Origin of the sequence: Streptomyces sp. NPDC004609, from assembly GCF_042873655.1 — a bacterium.
Lineage (GTDB): Bacteria > Actinomycetota > Actinomycetes > Streptomycetales > Streptomycetaceae > Streptomyces.
Window position 1 is genome coordinate 128418 of the sequence record NZ_JBIALS010000001.1, and the last position, 20942, is coordinate 149359.

A 20942-nucleotide genomic window follows, 5' to 3' on the forward strand; every position below is an offset into this window, starting at 1 on the left:
AGCGAGCCGCGCTGATCAGTCCCGGCGGATGAACAATCCGGTCGGAATCGGCGCGGCGTCCCCTCCTGTGCGAGGGGTCCTTTTGTTTGTGGGCACTGCGCCCGTCCAAACCGCCGGCAGAGACGATCGATGGAGCTTTGAGGATCATGAGCGAGACGAATTCCGCTGCCCATGCTGCCGAGGCGGCGGCGCCGCACCGGTACACGGCGGCTGTGGCCGCCGACATCGAGGCACGCTGGCAGGACTTCTGGGAGGCCGACGGCACGTACGAGGCCCCCAACCCGAGCGGTGACCTGGCCGGGGACCCCTCCGTGGCGGCCCGCCCCAAGAAGTTCATCATGGACATGTTCCCGTACCCCTCGGGCGCGGGGCTGCACGTCGGGCACCCGCTGGGTTACATCGCCACCGACGTCTACGCCCGCCATCAGCGCATGACCGGGCACAATGTGCTCCACACCCTGGGCTTCGACGCCTTCGGCCTGCCCGCCGAGCAGCACGCGGTCGCCACCGGCACACACCCCCGGGTGTCGACCGAGGCCGCCATGGAGAACATGAAGCGGCAGCTGCGCCGTCTCGGCCTGGGCCACGACCAGCGCCGGTCGATCGCGACGATCGACCCGCAGTACTACCGGTGGACCCAGTGGATCTTCCTGCAGATCTTCAACTCCTGGTACGACGAGGAGGCGGGCAGGGCCCGCCCGATCGCCGAGCTGATCGCGCAGTTCGAGAGCGGTGAGCGGCCTGTTCCGGCATCCGCCCGCCCGGACGCGTCCCCGGAAGGGGGCTCCACGCGCGCGTGGAGCGAACTGAGCGCGGTGGAGCGCGCGGACGTCCTGGGCGGGTACCGCCTGGCGTACGCCTCCGACGCGCCCGTCAACTGGTGCCCCGGCCTGGGGACCGTCCTGGCCAACGAGGAGGTCACCGCCGACGGCCGTTCCGAGCGCGGCAACTTCCCGGTCTTCAAGGCCAAGCTGCGCCAGTGGAACATGCGCATCACCGCCTACGCCGACCGGCTGCTGGACGATCTGGACGCACTGGACTGGCCCGAGGCGATCAAGCTGCAGCAGCGCAACTGGATCGGCCGCTCCGAGGGCGCGCGCGTCGGCTTCGACGTGGAGAGCCACGACGACGCCCGGATCACCGTCTTCACCACCCGCCCCGACACGCTGTTCGGCGCGACCTACATGGTGCTGGCCCCCGAGCACGGGCTGATCGACTCGATCCTGCCCGCCGAATGGCCTCAGGGCGTCAAGCAGGCGTGGACGGGCGGTGCCGCCACTCCGGCCGAGGCCGTGGACGCGTACCGCAAGCAGGCCCAGACGAAGAGCGATGTCGAGCGGCAGACCGAGCACAAGGACAAGACCGGCGTCTTCACCGGCGCGTACGCCCTGAACCCGGTCACGGGCACCCGTATCCCCGTGTTCGTCGCCGACTACGTCCTGATGGGCTACGGCACCGGCGCGATCATGGCCGTCCCCGGACAGGACGAGCGCGACTGGGAGTTCGCCGAGGCGTTCGAGCTGCCGATCATCCGTACCGTGCAGCCGCCGGTCGGCTGGGAGGGCGAGGCGTACACCGGCCCGGGAGCGGCGATCAACTCCTCGAACGACCTGATCTCGCTGGACGGCCTGGACGTCTCCGAGGCCAAGGCCCGGATCACCCGGTGGCTGACCGAGCGCGGTATCGGCGAGGGAACGGTCAACTTCCGGCTGCGCGACTGGCTGTTCAGCCGCCAGCGCTACTGGGGCGAGCCCTTCCCGATCGTCTACGACGAGGACGGGATCGCCCACGCGCTGCCCGAGTCGATGCTGCCGCTGGAACTGCCGGAGGTCGACGACTACTCGCCGCGCACCTTCGACCCCGAGGACGCGGACACCCGGCCCGAGACCCCGCTGTCGCGCGACGAGCAGTGGGTCCAGGTCACGCTGGACCTGGGCGACGGGCCCCGGAAGTACCGCCGCGAGACCAACACCATGCCCAACTGGGCGGGTTCCTGCTGGTACGAGCTGCGCTATCTGGACCCGCACAACGGTGAGAAGCTGGTCGACCCGGCCGTCGAGCAGTACTGGATGGGACCGCGCGAGGGGATGCCGCACGGCGGTGTCGATCTGTACGTCGGCGGGGCCGAGCACGCCGTACTGCATCTGCTGTACGCGCGGTTCTGGTCCAAGGTGCTGTTCGACCTGGGGCACATCTCGTCGTCGGAGCCGTTCCACAAGCTGTTCAACCAGGGCATGATCCAGGCGTACGTCTACCGGGACGCCCGCGGCTTCCCCGTTCCGGCCACCGAGGTCGAGGAAGGGGCCTCCCTGCCGGACGGTCAGGGCAGGGACGGGGCGTACGTCTTCAGGGGCGAGCCGGTCAGGCGTGAGCTGGGCAAGATGGGCAAGTCCCTGAAGAACGCCGTCACCCCCGACGAGATCGCCGCCGAGTACGGCGCCGACACGCTGCGGCTGTACGAGATGGCGATGGGCCCGCTGGACGTCTCCCGGCCGTGGGACACCCGCGCCGTCGTGGGCCAGTACCGGCTGCTGCAGCGCCTGTGGCGCAATGTCGTCGACGAGTCGACGGGCGCGGTGACGGTCGTGGACGACAAGGCGGCCGACGAGGCCACGCTGCGCGCGCTGCACAAGGCCATCGACGGCGTCGGCAAGGACATGGCCGGACTGCGCTTCAACACCGCCATCGCCAAGATCACCGAGCTGAACAACCATCTGACCAAGGCGGGCGGCCCGCTGCCGAGGGACGTGGCGGAGCGTCTGGTGCTGCTGATCGCGCCCCTGGCCCCGCACATCGCGGAGGAGCTGTGGCGCAAGCTGGGCCACACCGGCTCCGTCGTCCACCAGGACTTCCCGGTGGCGGACCCGGCCTATGTCGTGGACGAGTCGGTGACCTGCGTGGTCCAGATCAAGGGCAAGGTGAAGGCACGTCTGGAGGTCTCCCCGTCGATCTCGGACGAGGAGCTGGAGGCGCTGGCCCTCGGTGAGGCGGCCGTCGTCGCGGCGCTGGGTGGTGCGGGCATCCGGAAGGTGATCGTCCGGGCGCCGAAGCTGGTGAACATCGTTCCGGCGTGATCTTCCGCTTCGGCCGGGTGCGGGCGCTGGGGCCCCACCAGGCGGCCGGAGCGGCCCGGGGAAAGCGGTGAGGCTTCGGCTCCGCGTTCAGGGTGTCCCCTACGGGCAGGTTGGGGGGTTCCGATGGAACCCTTCGCCTGCCCGTTCCGTTTACGGTGGAAGAACCACAATCGACGCCGAAGGACTGTCCATGGACGCCGTGATTCTTATTCTGGCGCTGCTTTTCTTCGCCTTCGTGGCGTTGGGGGTGTATGTGACAGTGAAGGCCGTCGGAGCGGCCAAGCGTGGAGTGGAGCGTACGGTCACCCAGGCGCGCCGTACGGTCGAGGAGACCGCCCTGCGGGCCAAGAGCTACGGGCAGGCAGGTGTCGCCGGGGAGCTGGCGCAGCTGCGGCTGAAGCTCCGCACGTCGATGCGGGCGACCCAGGACGCCCTGCACGCGGGCGCGGCGGAGGACGCGTCGCTCTCGGAGTCCGTGAGCCTCTTCCAGCGGCTCAGCACCCACGGGCACGAGCTGGACGACGAACTGAAGCTGCTGGAGCGCGAGCCCGACCGGGCGACGGTGGCCGCGCGGCTGCCCGATCTGAGGGAGCGCGTGGAGCGGATCGTGCACTCGGCGGATTCCCTGCGGTGGGCGGCGCGCGACCGGGCGCGGAAGTTCGCCGACGACGACCTGGACACGCTGAGCACCCAGATCGACATGGAGGCGGGGGCGCTGCGGCACTGGTCGGAGCCCGGGGAGCCGCAGGGCGCTCCCGCCGCGTCCGGTGAGGGGCAGGGCGCGCCCCGGGCCGCCGGGGACTGGCCGGAGGCGGGAGGTTCCGTCCCCGGTCAGAGCGTGCCCGACGGGGACACCGCGGCCGGGGCGGCGGCCTCCGGAGCCGACGAGCCCCCGCCCGCGAGGCCGGAACCCCAGGCGATCACGGCTCGCGATCCGCGCCAGGAGTCCTACCCCTGGCAGAAGACCACCCGCCCCGAGACCACGAACTGACGGACAGGGGCGCGGTGGGCATGCGGAAGCGGCCGGCATTCTCCGGCGAGCGCGGGCATGGTGACGCGGTGTCCGGTCATGACGCGGTGTCCGGTCATGACGCGGTGTCCGGTCGCGGCAGCGGGCTGGTGGTGACACGGCGTTCGGGCACTGTGTCCAGTCGCGGCGGCGGGTCGGCGGTGACACGCCGTTCGGCCCTGACGGCGCGGGTGCCGGTGTTGCCGGCGCGGGGCTGCCGAGGGGCCGGGCTGCCGTCCGGCGCCGCCGACCGGTAACCTCCCGCTCATGTCCCGCCATGTCGCTATCGTCACCGATTCCACGGCCTATCTGCCGCAGCCGGAGATGGAGCGCCACAGCATCGTGGCGGTACCGCTGACGGTCGTACTCGGCGATCAAGCGCTCGAAGAGGGCAACGAGATCTCGGCCCGCTCGCTCGCCCTGGCCCTGCAGAAGCGACGCCCGGTGACCACCTCACGGCCCAGCCCCGAAGTGTTCGCCGAGACCTATCGGGCGAGCGCGGCGGCGGGCGCGACGGAAATCGTCTCCCTCCATCTGTCGGCGGAGTTCTCGGGGACGTACGACGCGGCCGTGCTCGCGGCCAAGGACGCCCCCGTGCCCGTGCGCGTGGTGGACACCGGCATGGTCGCGATGGCGCTCGGCTTCTGCGCGCTGGCGGCGGCCGAGACCGCGGAGAGCGGGGGCACCCTGGACGAGGCCGTGGCCGCGGCGGAGAAACGGGCCGCGGGCACCTCCGCCTACTTCTACGTCGACACCCTCGACTATCTCCGGCGCGGTGGCCGGATCGGGGCCGCTCAGGCGCTGTTCGGCTCGGCGCTCGCGGTGAAGCCCCTGCTGCAACTGGACGGGGGGCGCATCGAGATGCTGGAGAAGGTGCGTACGGCGTCCAAGGCGATCGCCCGGCTGGAGGAGATCGCCGTCGAGCGGGCGGGCGCGAGCAGTGTGGACATCGCGGTGCACCATCTCGCCGCGCCGGAGCGGGCCACGGCTCTCTCCGAACGCCTGCGGGACCGGGTTCCGGGGCTGGTCGATCTGCATGTCAGCGAGGTGGGTGCGGTGATCGGGGCGCACACGGGGCCGGGGCTGCTGGGGGCCGTGATCTCACCGCGCTGACATTCCGTGACGTCCGTCGACGCTCGTGCGGGTGACGGAGTTATCCACAACACGGTGGTTTTCCACGGGTATTGAGCCTGCTCGGCGGGTCCGGCCGGATGTCCCTACCGTCTGGTGCATGACTCTTCGATCACGTTCCGCAACCAGTGGGCCGGGCCGTGCCCCGGCATCGGACGGCCGCGCCTCGATCGGGCGCGGGGCAGGTCCGGGCCCCGGGAGGGGCCGGGGCCCGATCCGCATCTCGCGTCCGCGCGGCCGGCGCATCGCCGCGGCCTCGTCGGCGGTGATCCCGCGCCGCAGGGCGGACGCCCTGTTCGCGGCGACGGCGGGCCGGGCCAGGGGTGCTCCGGATCTCGGGGGCGGAGGCTCCACCGCACTGGACACCCGTCCGCGCCCGGCCCCGGGCACGGACCTGGCACCGGCCCCGCGCACCGATCCGGGGGCGGGCAGCGGTCCCGGTGCTGGGCGCATGGGCTCCGGGCCGGGCAGGGGCGTCGGTCCCGGGGCGGGGAGCGGGGCCGACGGCGGCACCGGGGCCCGGTCGGGCAGGGGAGCGGGTCCGCCGGTTCCGTCCGGTACGGCGGTGGGCACCGCGCCCCGCGCCGGTGCGGACTCCGCGGGCACAGGCCGGCGGGCTGCGCTCGCCCTGCGGGAGCGGCTGCCGCTGTGGGTGCAGCTCAGATGCGGACTCGAACCCAGAACTCTCGCCGCCCTGGCGGTGGTTCTCGTGGCGGCGGCCGTCTTCGCGGTCCAGCACTTCTGGGCTGGGCGACCCGGAGCCGTCCGTGCCCCCACGCTGGTCCACCAGGGCGTGTCCGCAGCGCCGTCGCCCCGGCCGTCGCCCGGAGTCCCATGGGCGACGGGTGCCACACCCGGCGGGCGGATCGTCGTCGATGTGAGCGGCAAGGTGCGGCGACCGGGTGTGCTGCGGCTGCCGCCCGGCTCCCGGGTCGCGGACGCGCTCGCGGCAGCCGGTGGAATCCGCGAGGGCGCGGATCTGACCGGTCTCAACCGCGCACGGGTACTCGTCGACGGGGAACAGGTCGTCGTGGGCGTACCCCTGTCGGCGGGGCTGCCCGGGGCCGGACCGGCCGTCCGGGGCACGGGGGCAGGCGGACCGGTCCCGGGCGCCGGGGCCCCGGGGACGGGCGACGGCGGGGCGGGCGCGGGCGGCGGTCCGGCTGCCGGGCCCGTGAGCCTCAGTACGGCGACCGTGGAGCAGCTCGACACCCTGCCGGGCGTCGGTCCCGTCCTGGCCCGCCACATCATCGACTACCGCACCCGGCACGGCGGCTTCCGTTCGGTCGATGAGCTCCGCGAGGTCGACGGGATCGGCGACCGCCGGTTCGCGGACCTCCAGACCCTCGTACGGCCATGACCCGCCAGGCGGTCCACGCCGCGTCGGGCCATCGGCTGGGGGCGTCCCACCCCCGCCAGGAGGGACCGGCAGATCTGCGCATGGTGCCTCCGGCGCTGGCGGCCTGGGCCGCGTCCGCACTCGCGCTGGGCGCATCCGGCGGCTCGGTGGCGGTCGGTGTGACGCTCTGCCTGGTCCTGGCGGGACTGCTGCTGTCGCCCGGGACGGTGAACGCGATCCGCGCCGCCCGTTCCGCGCGTGCGGTCCCATGTGCCCGCGTCGTGCGTGCCCTCCGCGCGGCCTCCCCGCTGTGTACCGTCCGGGCGGGAGGGGCCGGGCGGCGCGCCCGCCCCGGTGACGACCCGTCCCGCCGAGAACCCGGTGCCCGGGCCCGTCGGCGGCTCAACGCCACCGCCCTCGCGGGGATCCTGCTGTGTGCCGCCGCCGGGGCCGCCTCCGCCGGGCTGCACGGAGCGGATCTGAGACGCGGCCCGGTGCCCGCCCTCGCGGACCGATACGCGTACGTCACGGTGGAGTTGACGGTCACCTCCGACCCCCGGTTCTCCCGGCCCCGGTCCCAGGGCGGCGGGACGGCCGCACGATCGCTGATGATCGACGCGGAAGCGACCCGCGTGACGGCGGCCCGCGGTGCGATCGCCTCGACCCGGACGCCCCTGCTGGTCGTCGTACGTCCCGGTCTCTCCCGCGCCGCTCTCGCAGGCTGGCTGCGGCTGCTGCCGTCGACCAGGCTGCGGCTGGCGGGTCGGCTCGCGCCCCCGCCGGGCGGGGGCGACAGGTTCGCCGCCGTGCTGAGGGTGAACGGAGGCGGCCCGGAAACCATCGGCGCGCCAACGGCGCTGCAGCGCACCGCCGGAGAGCTGCGGGCGGGCCTGAGGGAGGCGACGGACGGACTGTCCCGGGACGCCCGCGCGCTGCTTCCCGGACTCACCGTAGGAGACACCTCCCGGATCACGCCCGAGCTTCAGGAAGCTTTCGAGGCGACCGATCTCTCGCACGTTCTTGCCGTGTCCGGCAGCAATCTCACCGTTGTGCTGGTCCTTCTGATCGGCCCGCCGGGCCGAGCGGGCCTGGCCGAACGAGGCGGCCTCGCACCCCGGTTGGGCATCACCCTGCGGGGGACGGCACTCGCCGGCGGCGCACTGACGCTGGCGTTCGTCGTCGTGTGCAGACCGGAGCCGAGTGTGCTCAGAGCGGCGGCCTGCGGGGCCGTCACCCTGCTCGCCATCGGCACCGGACGCCGCCGGTCGCTGATCCCCGCGCTGGCCACGGCCGTACTGCTGCTCGTCCTGTACGACCCCCGGCTCGCGCGGAACTACGGCTTCCTGCTCTCTGTACTGGCGACCGGAGCCCTGCTCACCATCGCTCCGAGCTGGAGTGCCGCGCTCGTGCGCAGGGGCGTACCGCCGAGGCTCGCCGAAGTGCTGGCCGCCGCCGGAGCGGCGCAGGCCGTGTGCGCTCCCGTGGTCGCGGTCTTCGCGGCACGGGTCAGCCTGGTGGCGATCCCCTGCAACCTGGCCGCCGAACTCGCCGTCGCCCCGGCCACGGTGCTCGGCTTCGCCGCGCTCGCCACCGCGACCGTGGCGATGCCCCCGGCCGAGGCGCTGGCCCGGGTCGCCGGATGGCCGGCCGGGTGGATCGCCGCGGTCGCCCGCGCCGGGGCGGGGCTGCCCGGAGCTCAGGTGGAGTGGCCGGGGGGCTGGCGCGGCGGGCTGCTGCTCGCCGCGGTCACCGGCGTCGCCGTCCTCGTCGTCCGCCGACTCTCCCGCCGTCCCTGGGCGGCCGCGCTCTGCGCCCTGCTGCTGATGCTGGTCGTCGTCCGTCCGGTCCCGCTCACCCGGGTGCTCACCGGCTGGCCACCGCCCGGCTGGTCGTTCGCGATGTGCGACGTGGGACAGGGCGACGCCGTGGTGCTGGCCGTGGGCGACGGTTCCGCGGTCGTCGTCGACGCCGGACCCGATCCCGCACCGGCGGACCGCTGTCTGCGCGATCTGGGGGTGACCGCCGTTCCGCTGGTCCTGCTGAGCCACTTCCACGCCGACCATGTCCGGGGGCTGCCCGGGATCCTGCGGAACAGGGCCGTCGGTGAGGTGCAGACGACGACTCTCGACGAGCCACGGGAGCAGAGCGCCTTCGTCCGGAGGGTCACGGCCGCGGCCCGCGTGCCGCTGGTCCGCGCCGCGGCGGGGGAGCGGCGCCGGATCGGACGGCTGACCTGGGAGGTCCTCTGGCCCGCCGGCCCTCCCCGGGGCGCCGGCCCCGGCTTCGTGCCGGACGGCCCCAACGACGCCAGTGTCACCCTGCTCGTACGGGTCGAGGGCGGACCCACCCTGCTGCTGCTCGGTGACCTGGAGCCACCGGCGCAGCGAGGGCTCCTGCTCGCCCATCCGGCCCTGCCACCCGTGGATGTGCTCAAGGTCGCGCACCACGGCTCCGCCCACCAGCACCCGGCTCTGCTGCGTGCGGTGCGACCGCGGCTGGCCCTGATCTCGGCGGGACGGGACAACCTCTACGGTCACCCGTCGCCCCGCACGGTCGGGGCGCTGCGGGGCCAGGGTGCCCTGGTGCTGCGCACCGACACGGACGGGCCGATCGCGGTGACGGGGGCGGGCCGGGATCTGCGGGCCGGTCTGCGGCGCGGTCGACGTCCGGGGCGCACCCCACGCCGGGGTCCGCGTACCGGGCGGCTCGGATATGCGCCCAGCACATGCCTCCTGGCCGACGGGCCTCTGTCCAACGGATCACGGTGTGTCGCGGTCGGCACTCGGGCCACACTGTCACCATGGACGACTACCTCCGCCGTATCGGTGCCGACCGCCCGGAACACGCAGACGCCGCGGCGCTGCGCGATCTACAGCTGCGGCACTTGCGGACCGTCCCGTTCGAGAATCTCTCGATCCACCTCGGCGAGGACATCGTGCTGGAGGAGAAGGCGCTGCTCGCCAAGATCGTCGAGCGGGGGCGTGGCGGGTTCTGCTACGAGCTCAACGGCGCGTTCGCTTCTCTGCTCCGCGGCCTCGGGTTCGACGTCACCCTTCTGCAGGCCCGTGTCTTCGGTGCGGACGGACGCCTCGGCATCCCCTACGACCACCTGGTGCTGCTGGTGGAGACGGAGGACGGGGCCGGCCGCTGGCTGGCCGATGTCGGATTCGGCGATCACGCGCACCACCCCCTCGCGTTCGATCTGCGGGAGGACCAGGGTGACCCGGCCGGGACGTTCCGGCTCGTGGAAACGGGCGACCACGGCGACCTGGACCTCCACCGGGACGGCAAACCGCAGTTCCGGCTTGAGATCCGGCCGCGTGAGCTCGGCGACTTCCGGGCCGGTGCCTGGTGGCACAGCACATCGCCTCAGTCGCACTTCACCAAGTCCCTGGTCTGCTCCCGCCTCACGGCGGACGGCAGGATCACGCTCAGTGGTCACACGCTGGTCACCACCCGGCACGGTGAGCGGTACGAGCAGCCGCTGGGCAGCGACGAGGCGGTGCTGGCGGCCTACCGCGAGCAGTTCGGGCTGCGGCTCGGACGGCTGCCGCTCGAACCCCACCGCGCCGACTGCTGAGCCCGCTCCCCGCGGGCCGCGTACCCGGTGCGCCCGGTGGCGAAGGCGCACCGGCGGGCGGTGGTGCGGTGTCCGGGGACGCTCACCCGGTGGCGGGCGCTTCGGCCCAGCCGTCCCTGTTCGCGTAGGACTCGTAGCTGTACCGGGTGCCGCGGTGCCAGTCCTCACCGGTGAGGTGCTGGTACGCGTGGTCCGGGACGTAGAGCAGGCTCTCGGCCCAGATCAGTTCCTCGGCGTACGGGGTGAAGGCGGCCGGGTCCGCGAGTACACGCAGATAGGCGTCCCTGCCGTCGGCCACGACGGCGCACCGGGTGTACAGGAAGGCGTCCGCGGACAGATCGCTCCCGTACTCGCGGCGGTCCAGCGTGTACAGCAGGCGGGACAGCTGCTCGGCGAAGCCGATCACCTCCGGCAGCGGGCCCGTGGACAGGCGGGCGGTCAGGGCCTCCGCCAGCAGATCGGCGTCGGGGTCGGGGCCGTCGGGCCGGCACTCGTCGAGGAGCCGCCAGAAAGTGTTCTCGTCCATGCTCACGTCCATGTCCGCAGCATGCCGTACGGCGCCGACAGCGGGATCGGCCCGCTGCGACCGCCCTCGCCGCCGTCCCGGCGGACAGGCCCGTCCCGGCCGCCGCTGCTGTCCCACCGCCCACCCGTGCGATTCCGCCCGCCCCTGTGGCTTCGGTCGCCCCTGGGATTCCGCCCGCCACCGCGACTCTGGTCGTGCCCGCGGTACCACCGTCCCCTGCGGCTGTGGTCGTGCCCGCAGTACCGCTCGCCCGTGCGGCTCCCGTCGTGCCGGCGGCTCCGCCCGCCCCTGCGCCCCGGCAGGATCCCGCTGTACCACCCGTGCCTGCCGAACAGCCCGTCCCTGCCGCACTGGTCGTGCTGCCCGTGTCCGGGGTCTCGGGGTCCGCGGCGGGTGTGCGGTCCCGACCGGCCGGGCCGCCGGTTCCGGTCGCCCCGGTGCGCGGGCGGCCGGTCACCGGGGTGCTTCCAGCCAGCCCTCGTACTCGGCCGCGAAGTCGTCGAGTTCCGACGGGTCGAGGCGGGCCGACGGGTCCTCCACCACGACCAGCCACTGGGCGTCCTCGGCGTCGTCCTCACCGGCCAGAGCGTCCCGTACGAGCTGCGGCTCCTCGCCTTACCCCGAAGCGGCCTGCCAGTTCCTGCGCCACCTCCTCCGCGGTGTCGCGGTCGGGCAGCACCAGTACATGTCGTCCTTCACTCACCCCGTCATTCTCCGGCACGGGGATCCCGCCCCGGGCCCGGGTGTCGGTGGCCCGTGGGATGCTGGAGCGCGATGGCCACCAGGAAGAATTCGACAGACGACCCGCTCGCTCCCGTCACGCTCGCCGTGGGCCAGGAGGACCTGCTCCTCGACCGCGCGGTGCGGCAGGTGGTGGCGGCCGCGAGGGCCGCCGACGCCGACACGGACGTGCGCGACCTGACCGCCGACCAGCTCCAGCCCGGCACCCTCGCCGAGCTGACGAGCCCGTCGCTCTTCGCCGAGCGCAAGGTCGTGATCGTACGGAACGCGCAGGACCTCTCCGCGGACACGATCAAGGACATCAAGGCGTATCTCGACGCGCCCGTCGAGGAGATCACCCTCGTCCTGCTGCACCCCGGCGGTGCCAAGGGCAAGGGTCTGCTGGACGCGGCGCGCAAGTCGGGTGCGCGGGAGGTCGCCTGCCCCAAGACGACCAAGCCCGCGGAGCGGCTGACGTTCGTGCGGTCGGAGTTCCGGGCGCTGGGCCGATCGGCGACGCCCGAGGCGTGCCAGGCCCTCGTCGACTCCATCGGCAGTGATCTGCGGGAGCTGGCCGGTGCGGTCTCCCAGCTCGTCGCGGACGTCGAGGGCACGATCGACGAGGCGGTCGTCGGGCGGTATTACACGGGCCGGGCCGAGGCGTCCAGCTTCACCGTCGCCGACCGGGCGGTGGAGGGCCGGGCGGCGGAGGCGCTGGAGGCGCTCCGGTGGTCGCTGTCGACCGGGGTGGCGCCGGTGCTGATCACCAGCGCGCTGGCCCAGGGCGTCCGGGCGATCGGCAAGCTCTCCTCCGCGCGCGGGGGCAGACCTGCGGATCTCGCCCGGGAGCTGGGCATGCCGCCGTGGAAGATCGACCGGGTGCGGCAGCAGATGCGGGGCTGGACGCCGGACGGGGTGGCGGTGGCGCTGAGAGCGGTCGCCGAGGCGGACGCGGGGGTGAAGGGCGGCGGGGACGATCCGGAGTACGCGCTGGAGAAGGCCGTCGTCGCGGTCGCCCGCGCGGCGAGGGCGCGGCGCTGAGCGGTGCCGGGGCCCCGGCCCGCCCCCCGGCCCGCCGGGGGCCGAAAACCGGAGGCCCCGGCTTCTTCCCCGCCCTGAAGCGGGCGAGGGAAGAAGCCGGGGCCTCGGCAAAGGTCCTGCTGATGGGCTCGCACCCGCGTGGCGAACGCAGGTCCAAGTGCGAGTCCGATGAGCCGGTAGGGGAGCGGAGAGAGAGGGCCCGCTCGGGTCCTTCCGGCGATCACGTCGTCCGGCGGGTCACCCACGGGGGGTGCGCCGGGTCACTGCGGTGGTGCTCAGCCCTGGAGCGCGGCAACCTTGGACGCCAGCGCCGACTTCTTGTTGGCGGCGGCGTTCTTGTGGATGACGCCCTTCGAGACGGCCTTGTCGAGCTTGCGGGAAGCCTCGCGAGCGGCCACGGTGGCCTTCTCGAGGTCACCCGCGGCGGCGGCCTCACGGGCCTTGCGGATCGCGGTCTTGAGCGAGGACTTGACGGCCTTGTTGCGCAGGCGCGCCTTCTCGTTCGTCTTGTTCCGCTTGATCTGGGACTTGATGTTCGCCACGAAAGAGCCTTTTCAGGTTCGGTTGATCTTTGAGTGAGCGTCCCGGTGATGAAGCTCGTACGTCAGCCGGACGAGATCATGAGACACAGCTAGCCAGGCTACCAGTCGGCCTCGGAGCGGCCCAAACCGGGCGCAGTCCCGTACGCGTGGGACCATGGAGGCTACGTATCGATCCGCCTTCGCCCGAGACGAGACGCCCGGCGTCTCAAGAATCAGGACCCTGCGTGCCCGCGACTCCTCCCAACGTGCCCGAGCCGAGCCGTACCGACCCGGCGCTGATCCGCAATTTCTGCATCATCGCGCACATCGACCACGGCAAGTCGACCCTCGCCGACCGGATGCTCCAGTTGACCGGGGTGGTCGAGCAGCGGCAGATGCGTGCCCAGTACCTCGACCGCATGGACATCGAGCGCGAGCGGGGCATCACGATCAAGTCGCAGGCGGTCCGGCTGCCCTGGGCGCCCACCGAGGGCCCGGGACAGGGCACCTCCCACATCCTGAACATGATCGACACGCCGGGGCACGTGGACTTCACCTATGAGGTCTCCCGTTCCCTCGCGGCCTGCGAGGGCACGGTCCTGCTGGTGGACGCGGCCCAGGGCATCGAGGCGCAGACCCTCGCCAACCTCTATCTGGCGATGGAGAACGACCTCGCGATCGTGCCCGTCCTCAACAAGATCGACCTTCCGGCGGCCCAGCCGGAGAAGTTCTCCGAGGAGCTGGCGAACCTCGTCGGCTGCGACCCGGAGGACGTGCTCAAGGTCTCGGCCAAGACCGGCCTCGGCGTCGAGGCGCTGCTCGACCGCGTGGTGCGGGAGGTGCCCGCCCCGGTCGGTGTCGCCGACGCGCCCGCACGCGCGATGATCTTCGACTCGGTCTATGACTCGTATCGCGGTGTCGTGACGTACGTCCGGGTCATCGACGGCAAGCTCGGCAAGCGCGAGCGCATCCGGATGATGTCCACCGGCGCCACCCACGAACTGCTGGAGATCGGCACCAACTCGCCCGAGATGCTCCCGGCCGACGGCCTCGGCGTCGGCGAGGTGGGCTATCTGATCACGGGTGTGAAGGACGTCCGCCAGTCCAAGGTCGGCGACACCATCACCCAGCAGCACAAGGGCGCCGAGGAGGCCCTCGGCGGCTACAAGGACCCCAAGCCGATGGTGTTCTCCGGCCTGTACCCGCTGGACGGCTCCGACTACCCCGAGCTGCGTGACGCGCTCGACAAGCTCCAGCTCAACGACGCCGCCCTGGTGTACGAGCCCGAGACCTCCGCGGCCCTCGGCTTCGGCTTCCGCGTCGGCTTCCTCGGCCTGCTGCACCTGGACGTGATCCGGGAGCGGCTGGAGCGCGAATTCGGTCTCGACCTCATCGCCACCGCGCCGAACGTGGTCTACCGCGTTCTCATGGAGGACGACTCCGAGCACACCGTCACCAACCCGAGCGAGTTCCCCGAGGGCAAGATCTCGGAGGTGTACGAGCCGGTCGTGAGGGCCACGATCCTCGCCCCCAGCGAGTTCATCGGCGCGATCATGGAGCTCTGCCAGACCCGCCGCGGCACCCTGCTCGGCATGGACTACCTCTCCGAGGACCGGGTCGAGATCCGCTACACCCTGCCCCTCGCCGAGATCGTCTTCGACTTCTTCGACCAGCTGAAGTCCAAGACCCGCGGTTACGCCTCCCTGGACTACGAGCCCACCGGCGAGCAGGTGTCGAGCCTGGTCAAGGTGGACATCCTGCTGCACGGCGACAAGGTCGACGCGTTCTCGGCGATCACCCACAAGGACGCGGCGTACGCCTACGGGGTGCGGCTCGTCGCCAAGCTGCGGGAGCTGATCCCCCGGCAGGCGTTCGAGGTGCCGATCCAGGCCGCCATCGGCTCCCGGGTCATCGCCCGCGAGACCATCCGCGCCATCCGCAAGGACGTCCTCGCCAAGTGCTACGGCGGTGACATCTCCCGTAAGCGGAAGCTGCTGGAGAAGCAGAAGGAGGGCAAGAAGCGGATGAAGATGGTCGGCAGCGTGGAGGTGCCCCAGGAGGCGTTCATCGCGGTGCTGTCCAGCGACGACAGCGGCGGCAAGGCGAAGAAGTAAGGTCCCGTGGCACCGGCACCGGCCGAGGTCCCGGCGCCGTCCGCCGTACGCCTTCCTCCGGCACACCCGCCGGGGGCATCCGGCGACAAGCGATGAGGACGTACGCACGGGGGAGAGCGCCCGCCCCACCGGCGGCGGGCGCTCCCGCGCACCCGCACCCGCCCGCTCCACCGCGCGCCGCGGTCTGGCCCCGCCCCGCGCGGCACGCCCCCGGACTCCCGGCACCCGCTTCCCGCGCACGCGGCATCACGTTCCGGTACAGGCGTCGGTACCGGTCCCGGTACACGTTCGCGCCGGTGATCCCGCCCGTGGGCGCGGGTCCCGGCGGTTCCGCGGGGCCCTCTGCCCGGCCCGTCACCCGGCCGGTCGGCCGATGGCCTCTTCGTTATGAAGCGGCGGCACGTATCCCCTTACGCACTGGCTGTGAGCGTTCTAATCTGATCGCGACCCGATGGTTACTCGCCAGTCATAACAGCCAGTCGTGTGCAGTGCTGCCGCAGGCCCGGAGGATGTCTTGAGCGACACACAGACCATGATCGAGAATCGCCCGCCGTCGGTGGCGACGCTGTTCACCGAGCGCGTCGAGGCAACACCGGACGCCGAGGCGTTCCGTTACCCGGTCGCCCCCGCGTCGGGCGACGGAGTCTCCGACTGGAAGTCGCTCAGCTGGGCCCAGACGGCCGAGCGTGTCTACGCCGTCGCCGGCGGGCTGATCGATCTGGGCGTGCGGCCCGAGGACCGGGTCGCGCTGCTGTCCGCGACCCGGATCGAGTGGATCCTCACCGACCTCGGTGTGATGTGCGCGGGCGGTGCGACCACCACCATCTACCCGTCGACGAACGCCCAGGAGTCGGCGTACATCCTCTCCGACTCCGCCAGCCGGGTCCTGATCGCCGAGGACGCGTCCCAGCTGGCCAAGGCCCGTGAGCGCCGGTCCGAGCTGCCCGACCTCCGGCATGTCGTCGTCATCGACGCCACGGGGGTGGAGGAGGACGCGGGCGACCCCGAGGGTTTTGTCGTCACCCTCGCCGATCTGGAGGCGCGCGGGACGCGCCATCTGGAGAAGCACCCCGAGGCGGTCAAGGAGCGGATCGGCGCCATCACCGCCGACCAGCTCGCCACGCTGATCTACACCTCCGGTACCACCGGCCGCCCCAAAGGGGTACGGCTGCCGCACGACAACTGGTCGTACATGGCCAAGGCCATCGCCGCCACCGGGCTGATCGGCCAGGAGGACGTCCAGTACCTGTGGCTGCCGCTCGCCCATGTCTTCGGCAAGGTGCTGACCTCCGGACAGATCCAGGTCGGCCATGTGACGGCCGTCGACGGCCGTATCGACAAGATCATCGAGAATCTGCCGCTCGTCCAGCCCACCTATATGGCGGCCGTGCCGCGCATCTTCGAGAAGGTCTACAACGGCGTGGCGGCCAAGGCGCGGGCCGGGGGCGGCGCCAAGTACAAGATCTTCCAGTGGGCGGCCGGCGTCTCGCGCGAGTACGCCAAGGCGGCTCAGGACAACTTCCGCCGCACCGGGACGGCGTCCGCGCCCTTCGGACTCCGCGCCAAGCACAAGATCGCCGACGCGCTCGTCTACTCCAAGCTGCGCGAGGCGTTCGGCGGAAGGCTGCGCGCCGCCGTCTCCGGCTCCGCCGCGCTCTCGCCCGAGATCGGCTTCTTCTTCTCCGGCGCCGGTATCCACATCCTGGAGGGATACGGGCTGACCGAGTCCAGCGCGGCGTCCTTCGTCAACCCGGGCGAGGCGTACCGGACCGGCACGGTCGGCAAGCCGCTGCCCGGCACGGAGGTGCGCATCGCGGACGACGGCGAGATCCTGTTGCGCGGCCCCGGGATCATGGAGGGCTACCACGGGCTGCCCGAGAAGACGGCGGAGGTCCTGGAGGCCGACGGCTGGCTGCACACCGGCGACATCGGCGAGCTCTCCCCCGACGGGTATCTCACGGTCACGGACCGGAAGAAGGACCTGATCAAGACGTCGAACGGGAAGTACATCGCGCCGACGGAGGTGGAGATCCAGTTCAAGGCGATCTGCCCGTTCGTCTCCAACATCGTCGTCATCGGCGCGGACCGGAACTTCTGCACCGCGCTGATCGCGCTCGACGAGCCGGCGATCCTCGGCTGGGCCGAGGAGCACGGCCTGGCGGGCAGCACCTATACGGAGGTGCTGGCGGCGCCCGCGACCACCGAAATGGTCCAGGGCTATGTGGACCGGCTCAACGAAGGGCTCCAGCGCTGGCAGGCCGTCCGCCGGTTCCGGCTGCTGCCGCGCGACCTCGATGTGGAGCACGGCGACCTGACGCCCAGCCTCAAGCTGAAGCGGCCGGCGGTCGAGCGGGCGTTCGGGGACCTCATCGAGGAGATGTACGCGGGGCAGCGCGAGGCGTAGGGGCACGCCGGAGGTCCCGGGCGCCGACGCAGGCCCGGCCCGCCGTTCCGCTGCCCACTGTCACCGGGCCCGGCGATTCCCCGGCCCCGGCCGGTGCCACGGCAGCACCCCCGGGCTCCCGGGCCATACGCGCCGGGGACGGACGGGACCGGGTGCCCGCGGCCCCGTCCGTCCCCGGGCCCCGGGCCGGGCACAGCCGCCCCCGGCGCCCGTGCGCATGGCGCCGGGGCCGCGCCACGGTGACGGACAATGGGTGACATGCCTTCCGTACTGCCCGACGGCGAGCCCGTGCCCGAGGACGGGTCGCTGCCCGCGTCCGCCCTCGACGGGTCCGGCGACCGGCCGCTCGCCTTCTATCTGCATGTGCCGTACTGCGCGACGCGCTGCGGCTACTGCGACTTCAACACCTACACCGCGACCGAGCTGCGCGGCTCGGGCGGCGTCCTGGCCTCCCGCGACAACTACGCCGGGACGCTCGCCGACGAGATCCGGCTGGCGCGCAAGGTCCTCGGCGACGACCCCCGCCCGGTGCGGACCGTGTTCGTCGGGGGCGGTACGCCGACGCTGCTGGCCGCGGCGGACCTGGTGGCGATGCTCGACACCGTACGGACGGAGTTCGGGCTCGCGGACGGTGCCGAGATCACCACCGAGGCGAATCCGGATTCGGTGGACCCGGAGTATCTGGCCCGGTTGCGGGCGGGGGGCTTCAACCGGATCTCGTTCGGCATGCAGAGCGCGCGGCGGCATGTGCTGAAGGTGCTCGACCGTACGCACACACCGGGACGGCCCGAGGCGTGTGTCGCCGAGGCGCGGGCGGCGGGCTTCGACCATGTGAACCTCGACCTGATCTACGGCACGCCGGGGGAGAGCGACGACGACTGGCGCGCCTCGCTGGCGGCGGCGGTGGGGGCGGGGCCGGACCACATCTCCGCGTACGCGCTGATCGTCGAGGAGGGCACCGGCCTGGCGCGGCGCATCCGGCGCGGGGAGGTGCCCATGACGGACGACGACGTCCACGCGGACCGCTATCTGATCGCGGACTCCGTCCTCGCGGACGCGGGCTACTCCTGGTACGAGGTCTCCAACTGGGCCACCACCGAGGCCGGGCGCTGTCTCCACAACGAGCTCTACTGGCGCGGCGCCGACTGGTGGGGTGCCGGGCCGGGGGCGCACAGCCATGTGGGCGGCGTCCGGTGGTGGAATGTGAAGCACCCCGGCGCGTACGCGGGCGCGCTGGCCGCCGGGCGTTCGCCGGGCGCGGGCCGGGAAGTCCTCACGGCGGAGGACCGCCGTGTCGAGCGCATCCTCCTGGAGCTGCGGCTCAGGGACGGCGTACCGCTCTCCCTGCTGCGGCCCGCGGGTCTGGAGTCGTCCCGCACCGCCCTGTCGGACGGCCTTCTGGAGCCGACCGCGTACGAGGAGGGGCGCGGGGTCCTGACCCTGCGGGGACGGCTGCTGGCGGACGGCGTGGTCCGGGAGCTCGTGGACTGAGGCCGCCGGAGCGGCTCCGGCGGCCCGCGCGCACCGGACCGGGAACACCGGACCGGGAACACCGGACCGGTGACCAGGACCGGCGGTCCGGACCGGGTGTACGACCTCCGGGCCCGAGACCCCCGGAGCCCGAACCGAGGAGCCCCCGCACCGGTCGTCCGCGCACGACGTCCACACCCGGGACCCGGCTCATCCGCCTACCCGCGTCCGCCCGCTCGCCCGCCGGACGCCCACCCCGCCCGCCCGGAGACCGAAGCCCGGTCCCGTACACCGCACAGCCACATGAAGCCGAGCGGTCGCACCGGTCACCGCCCGACCCGCCCGGTCACGCCTCCGTCACATGGTCGATGAGGTGCTCCACCGCGCCGAGGAGCTCCGGCTCCAGATCCTTGTACGAGCGCACCCGGGAGAGGATGTGCTGCCAGGCGGCGCCCGTGTTCGGGGGCCAGCCGAGGGCCGCGCAGACGCCCGTCTTCCAGTCCTGGCCACGGGGGACGGAGGGCCACCCCGGGATACCGGCCGACGACGGCTTCACGGCCTCCCACACGTCGATGTACGGATGCCCGACGACGAGGACGTCCTCGCCGGTGACGGAGGCGGCGATACGGGACTCCTTCGAGCCCGGGACGAGATGGTCGACCAGGATGCCGAGGCGGGCGTCGGGCGCCGGGGCGAAGTCGGCGACGATCGCGGGGAGGTCGTCGATGCCTTCCAGATACTCGACGACCACCCCCTCGATCCGGAGGTCGTCGCCCCAGACCTTCTCGACGAGTTCGGCGTCGTGCCGGCCCTCCACATAGATACGGCCCGCGCGGGCGACCCGTGCCCGCGCACCGGGGACGGCGACCGAACCGGAGGCGGTGCGCGTCGGCGCCGCGGGCGCCGCGGACGGGCGGACCAGGGTCACCACCCTGCCCTCCAGGAGGAAACCGCGGGGGTCCAGCGGGAAGACCCGGTGCTTGCCGAAGCGGTCCTCCAGGGTCACCGTGCCCGCCTCGCAGCGGATCACCGCGCCGCAGAAGCCCGTGGTGACCTCCTCCACGACCAGATCGGGGTCGGCGGTGACCTCGGGAACGGGGGCGGACTTCTTCCAAGGGGGCGTCAGATCAGGGCTGTAGCTGCGCATGCGCCCATTGTGCTGGGCCGGGGGCCGGGGGCGAGTTCAGGACATCCTCAACCGGCCGCGGGATCCGCGCCGGGCGTCCGCGCGCCGGAAGGCTCCGTTCCGAAGCGCTCGGCCAACGCGTCCCGCTGCGCCCGCACGAACCGCGCGTCCACCACCGCGCCGTGCCCCGGCACATACGCCGCGTCCTCGCCGCCGAGCGCCAGCAGCCGGTCCAGCGCGTCCGGCCAGCGGGACGGGATCGCGTCCGGGCCCGCCTGCGGCTCACCCGACTCCTCGACCAGATCGCCGCAGAAGACGACTTCCGGGCTCCCCGGCACCAGGACCACCAGATCGTGGCCCGTGTGGCCGGGACCCACATTCGCCAGCAGCACCTGACGGCCGCCGAGGTCCAGCGTCCGCTCGCCGGTGACCAGGTGCGCCGGCGCGACCAGCAGGTCCGCGGCCTGGGCCGCCTCCTCCTCGGGAACCCCGTGGCGTACCGCGTCCGAGCGCAGCGCGTCCCGCTCCCGCCGCAGGAGCGCGTCGACGCCCACCGCGCCGTACACCTCCGCGCCCGCGAAGGCCGCGGTGCCCATGACATGGTCGAAGTGCGGATGGCTCAGTGCGATATGGGTCACCCGCCGGAGACCGGTTCCGCTTCCGCCGCCGCCCGGACCGTCCCGCGAGGGGGTCCCTGCGCCCAGCAGCGACTCCGCCTGCGCCCGCAGTTGAGCGCCCTCGCGGAGCGTCGACCCCGTGTCGTACAGGAGTACGCCCTCCGTGCCGATGACGAGCCCGCAGGTCGCGTCCCAGCCAGGGAGGCGACGCCTGCCCACCCCCTCGGCGAGACGCTCCCAGCCGAGGTCTTCCCAACCGACGTCCATACC

13 protein-coding genes and 2 pseudogenes are annotated in these 20942 nt (G+C 72.6%); 10 read left to right on the plus strand and 5 right to left on the minus strand.

Annotated elements, in window-relative coordinates; translation table 11 throughout:
* Nucleotides 1–146: 146 nt before the first annotated feature.
* From leuS to ACFYT4_RS00525, 6 genes and pseudogenes are all read left to right on the plus strand, one after another.
* On the plus strand, nt 147–3074 hold the full coding sequence (leuS, locus tag ACFYT4_RS00500; RefSeq protein ID WP_389263774.1) for a leucine--tRNA ligase: 2928 nt from the start codon (nt 147–149) through the stop codon (nt 3072–3074).
* A gap of 190 nt (nt 3075–3264) precedes the next feature.
* Nucleotides 3265–4065: a hypothetical protein gene (locus tag ACFYT4_RS00505; RefSeq protein ID WP_389263776.1), complete on the plus strand. Its 801-nt coding sequence runs from the start codon at nt 3265–3267 to the stop codon at nt 4063–4065.
* Nucleotides 4066–4350: 285 nt separating this feature from the next.
* On the plus strand, nt 4351–5196 hold the full coding sequence (locus ACFYT4_RS00510; RefSeq protein ID WP_389263778.1) for a DegV family protein: 846 nt from the start codon (nt 4351–4353) through the stop codon (nt 5194–5196).
* Nucleotides 5197–5779: 583 nt separating this feature from the next.
* Nucleotides 5780–6574, plus strand: coding sequence for a helix-hairpin-helix domain-containing protein (locus tag ACFYT4_RS00515; RefSeq protein WP_389263780.1), 795 nt, complete (start codon nt 5780–5782; stop codon nt 6572–6574).
* Nucleotides 6571–9207: pseudogene (locus tag ACFYT4_RS00520) on the plus strand (ComEC/Rec2 family competence protein); the annotation flags it as partial. The gene ACFYT4_RS00515 and the pseudogene ACFYT4_RS00520, both read left to right, overlap by 4 nt.
* A 146-nt stretch (nt 9208–9353) precedes the next feature.
* Entirely contained in the window at nt 9354–10133 is a 780-nt protein-coding gene (locus ACFYT4_RS00525) for an arylamine N-acetyltransferase (RefSeq protein WP_389263782.1), read from the plus strand.
* A gap of 82 nt (nt 10134–10215) precedes the next feature.
* Here ACFYT4_RS00525 and ACFYT4_RS00530 read toward each other — a convergent pair whose 3' ends face one another.
* Both ACFYT4_RS00530 and ACFYT4_RS00535 read right to left on the minus strand, forming a co-directional pair.
* The gene (locus ACFYT4_RS00530; RefSeq protein ID WP_389263784.1) at nt 10216–10671 is read right to left on the minus strand and encodes a DUF4240 domain-containing protein; all 456 of its coding nucleotides are present in this window, start codon (nt 10669–10671) and stop codon (nt 10216–10218) included.
* A gap of 441 nt (nt 10672–11112) precedes the next feature.
* Nucleotides 11113–11362: pseudogene (locus ACFYT4_RS00535) on the minus strand (hypothetical protein).
* Between the two features lie 71 nt (nt 11363–11433).
* Between ACFYT4_RS00535 and holA the strand changes: the two are divergent.
* Nucleotides 11434–12420: a DNA polymerase III subunit delta gene (gene holA, locus ACFYT4_RS00540; protein ID WP_389263786.1), complete on the plus strand. Its 987-nt coding sequence runs from the start codon at nt 11434–11436 to the stop codon at nt 12418–12420.
* Between the two features lie 275 nt (nt 12421–12695).
* Here holA and rpsT read toward each other — a convergent pair whose 3' ends face one another.
* On the minus strand, nt 12696–12962 hold the full coding sequence (gene rpsT, locus ACFYT4_RS00545) for a 30S ribosomal protein S20 (RefSeq protein WP_389263788.1): 267 nt from the start codon (nt 12960–12962) through the stop codon (nt 12696–12698).
* 224 nt (nt 12963–13186) lie between these two features.
* Here rpsT and lepA point away from each other — a divergent pair, with 224 nt between their 5' ends.
* From lepA to hemW, 3 genes are all read left to right on the plus strand, one after another.
* Nucleotides 13187–15055 (plus strand): translation elongation factor 4, encoded by a 1869-nt coding sequence (gene lepA / locus ACFYT4_RS00550; protein WP_389263790.1) that lies wholly within the window; start codon nt 13187–13189, stop codon nt 15053–15055.
* 514 nt (nt 15056–15569) lie between these two features.
* On the plus strand, nt 15570–17459 hold the full coding sequence (locus ACFYT4_RS00555) for an AMP-dependent synthetase/ligase (protein WP_389263791.1): 1890 nt from the start codon (nt 15570–15572) through the stop codon (nt 17457–17459).
* Nucleotides 17460–17717: 258 nt separating this feature from the next.
* Entirely contained in the window at nt 17718–18950 is a 1233-nt protein-coding gene (hemW, locus tag ACFYT4_RS00560; RefSeq protein WP_389263793.1) for a radical SAM family heme chaperone HemW, read from the plus strand.
* Between the two features lie 325 nt (nt 18951–19275).
* Here hemW and ACFYT4_RS00565 read toward each other — a convergent pair whose 3' ends face one another.
* Both ACFYT4_RS00565 and ACFYT4_RS00570 read right to left on the minus strand, forming a co-directional pair.
* Nucleotides 19276–20076 (minus strand): DUF3097 domain-containing protein, encoded by an 801-nt coding sequence (locus ACFYT4_RS00565; RefSeq protein ID WP_389263795.1) that lies wholly within the window; start codon nt 20074–20076, stop codon nt 19276–19278.
* Between the two features lie 47 nt (nt 20077–20123).
* Nucleotides 20124–20939 carry an MBL fold metallo-hydrolase gene (locus ACFYT4_RS00570; protein WP_389263797.1) on the minus strand — a complete coding sequence of 272 codons (816 nt, stop codon included), beginning with the start codon at nt 20937–20939 and terminating at the stop codon, nt 20124–20126.
* Between the last annotated feature and the right edge of the window lie 3 nt (nt 20940–20942).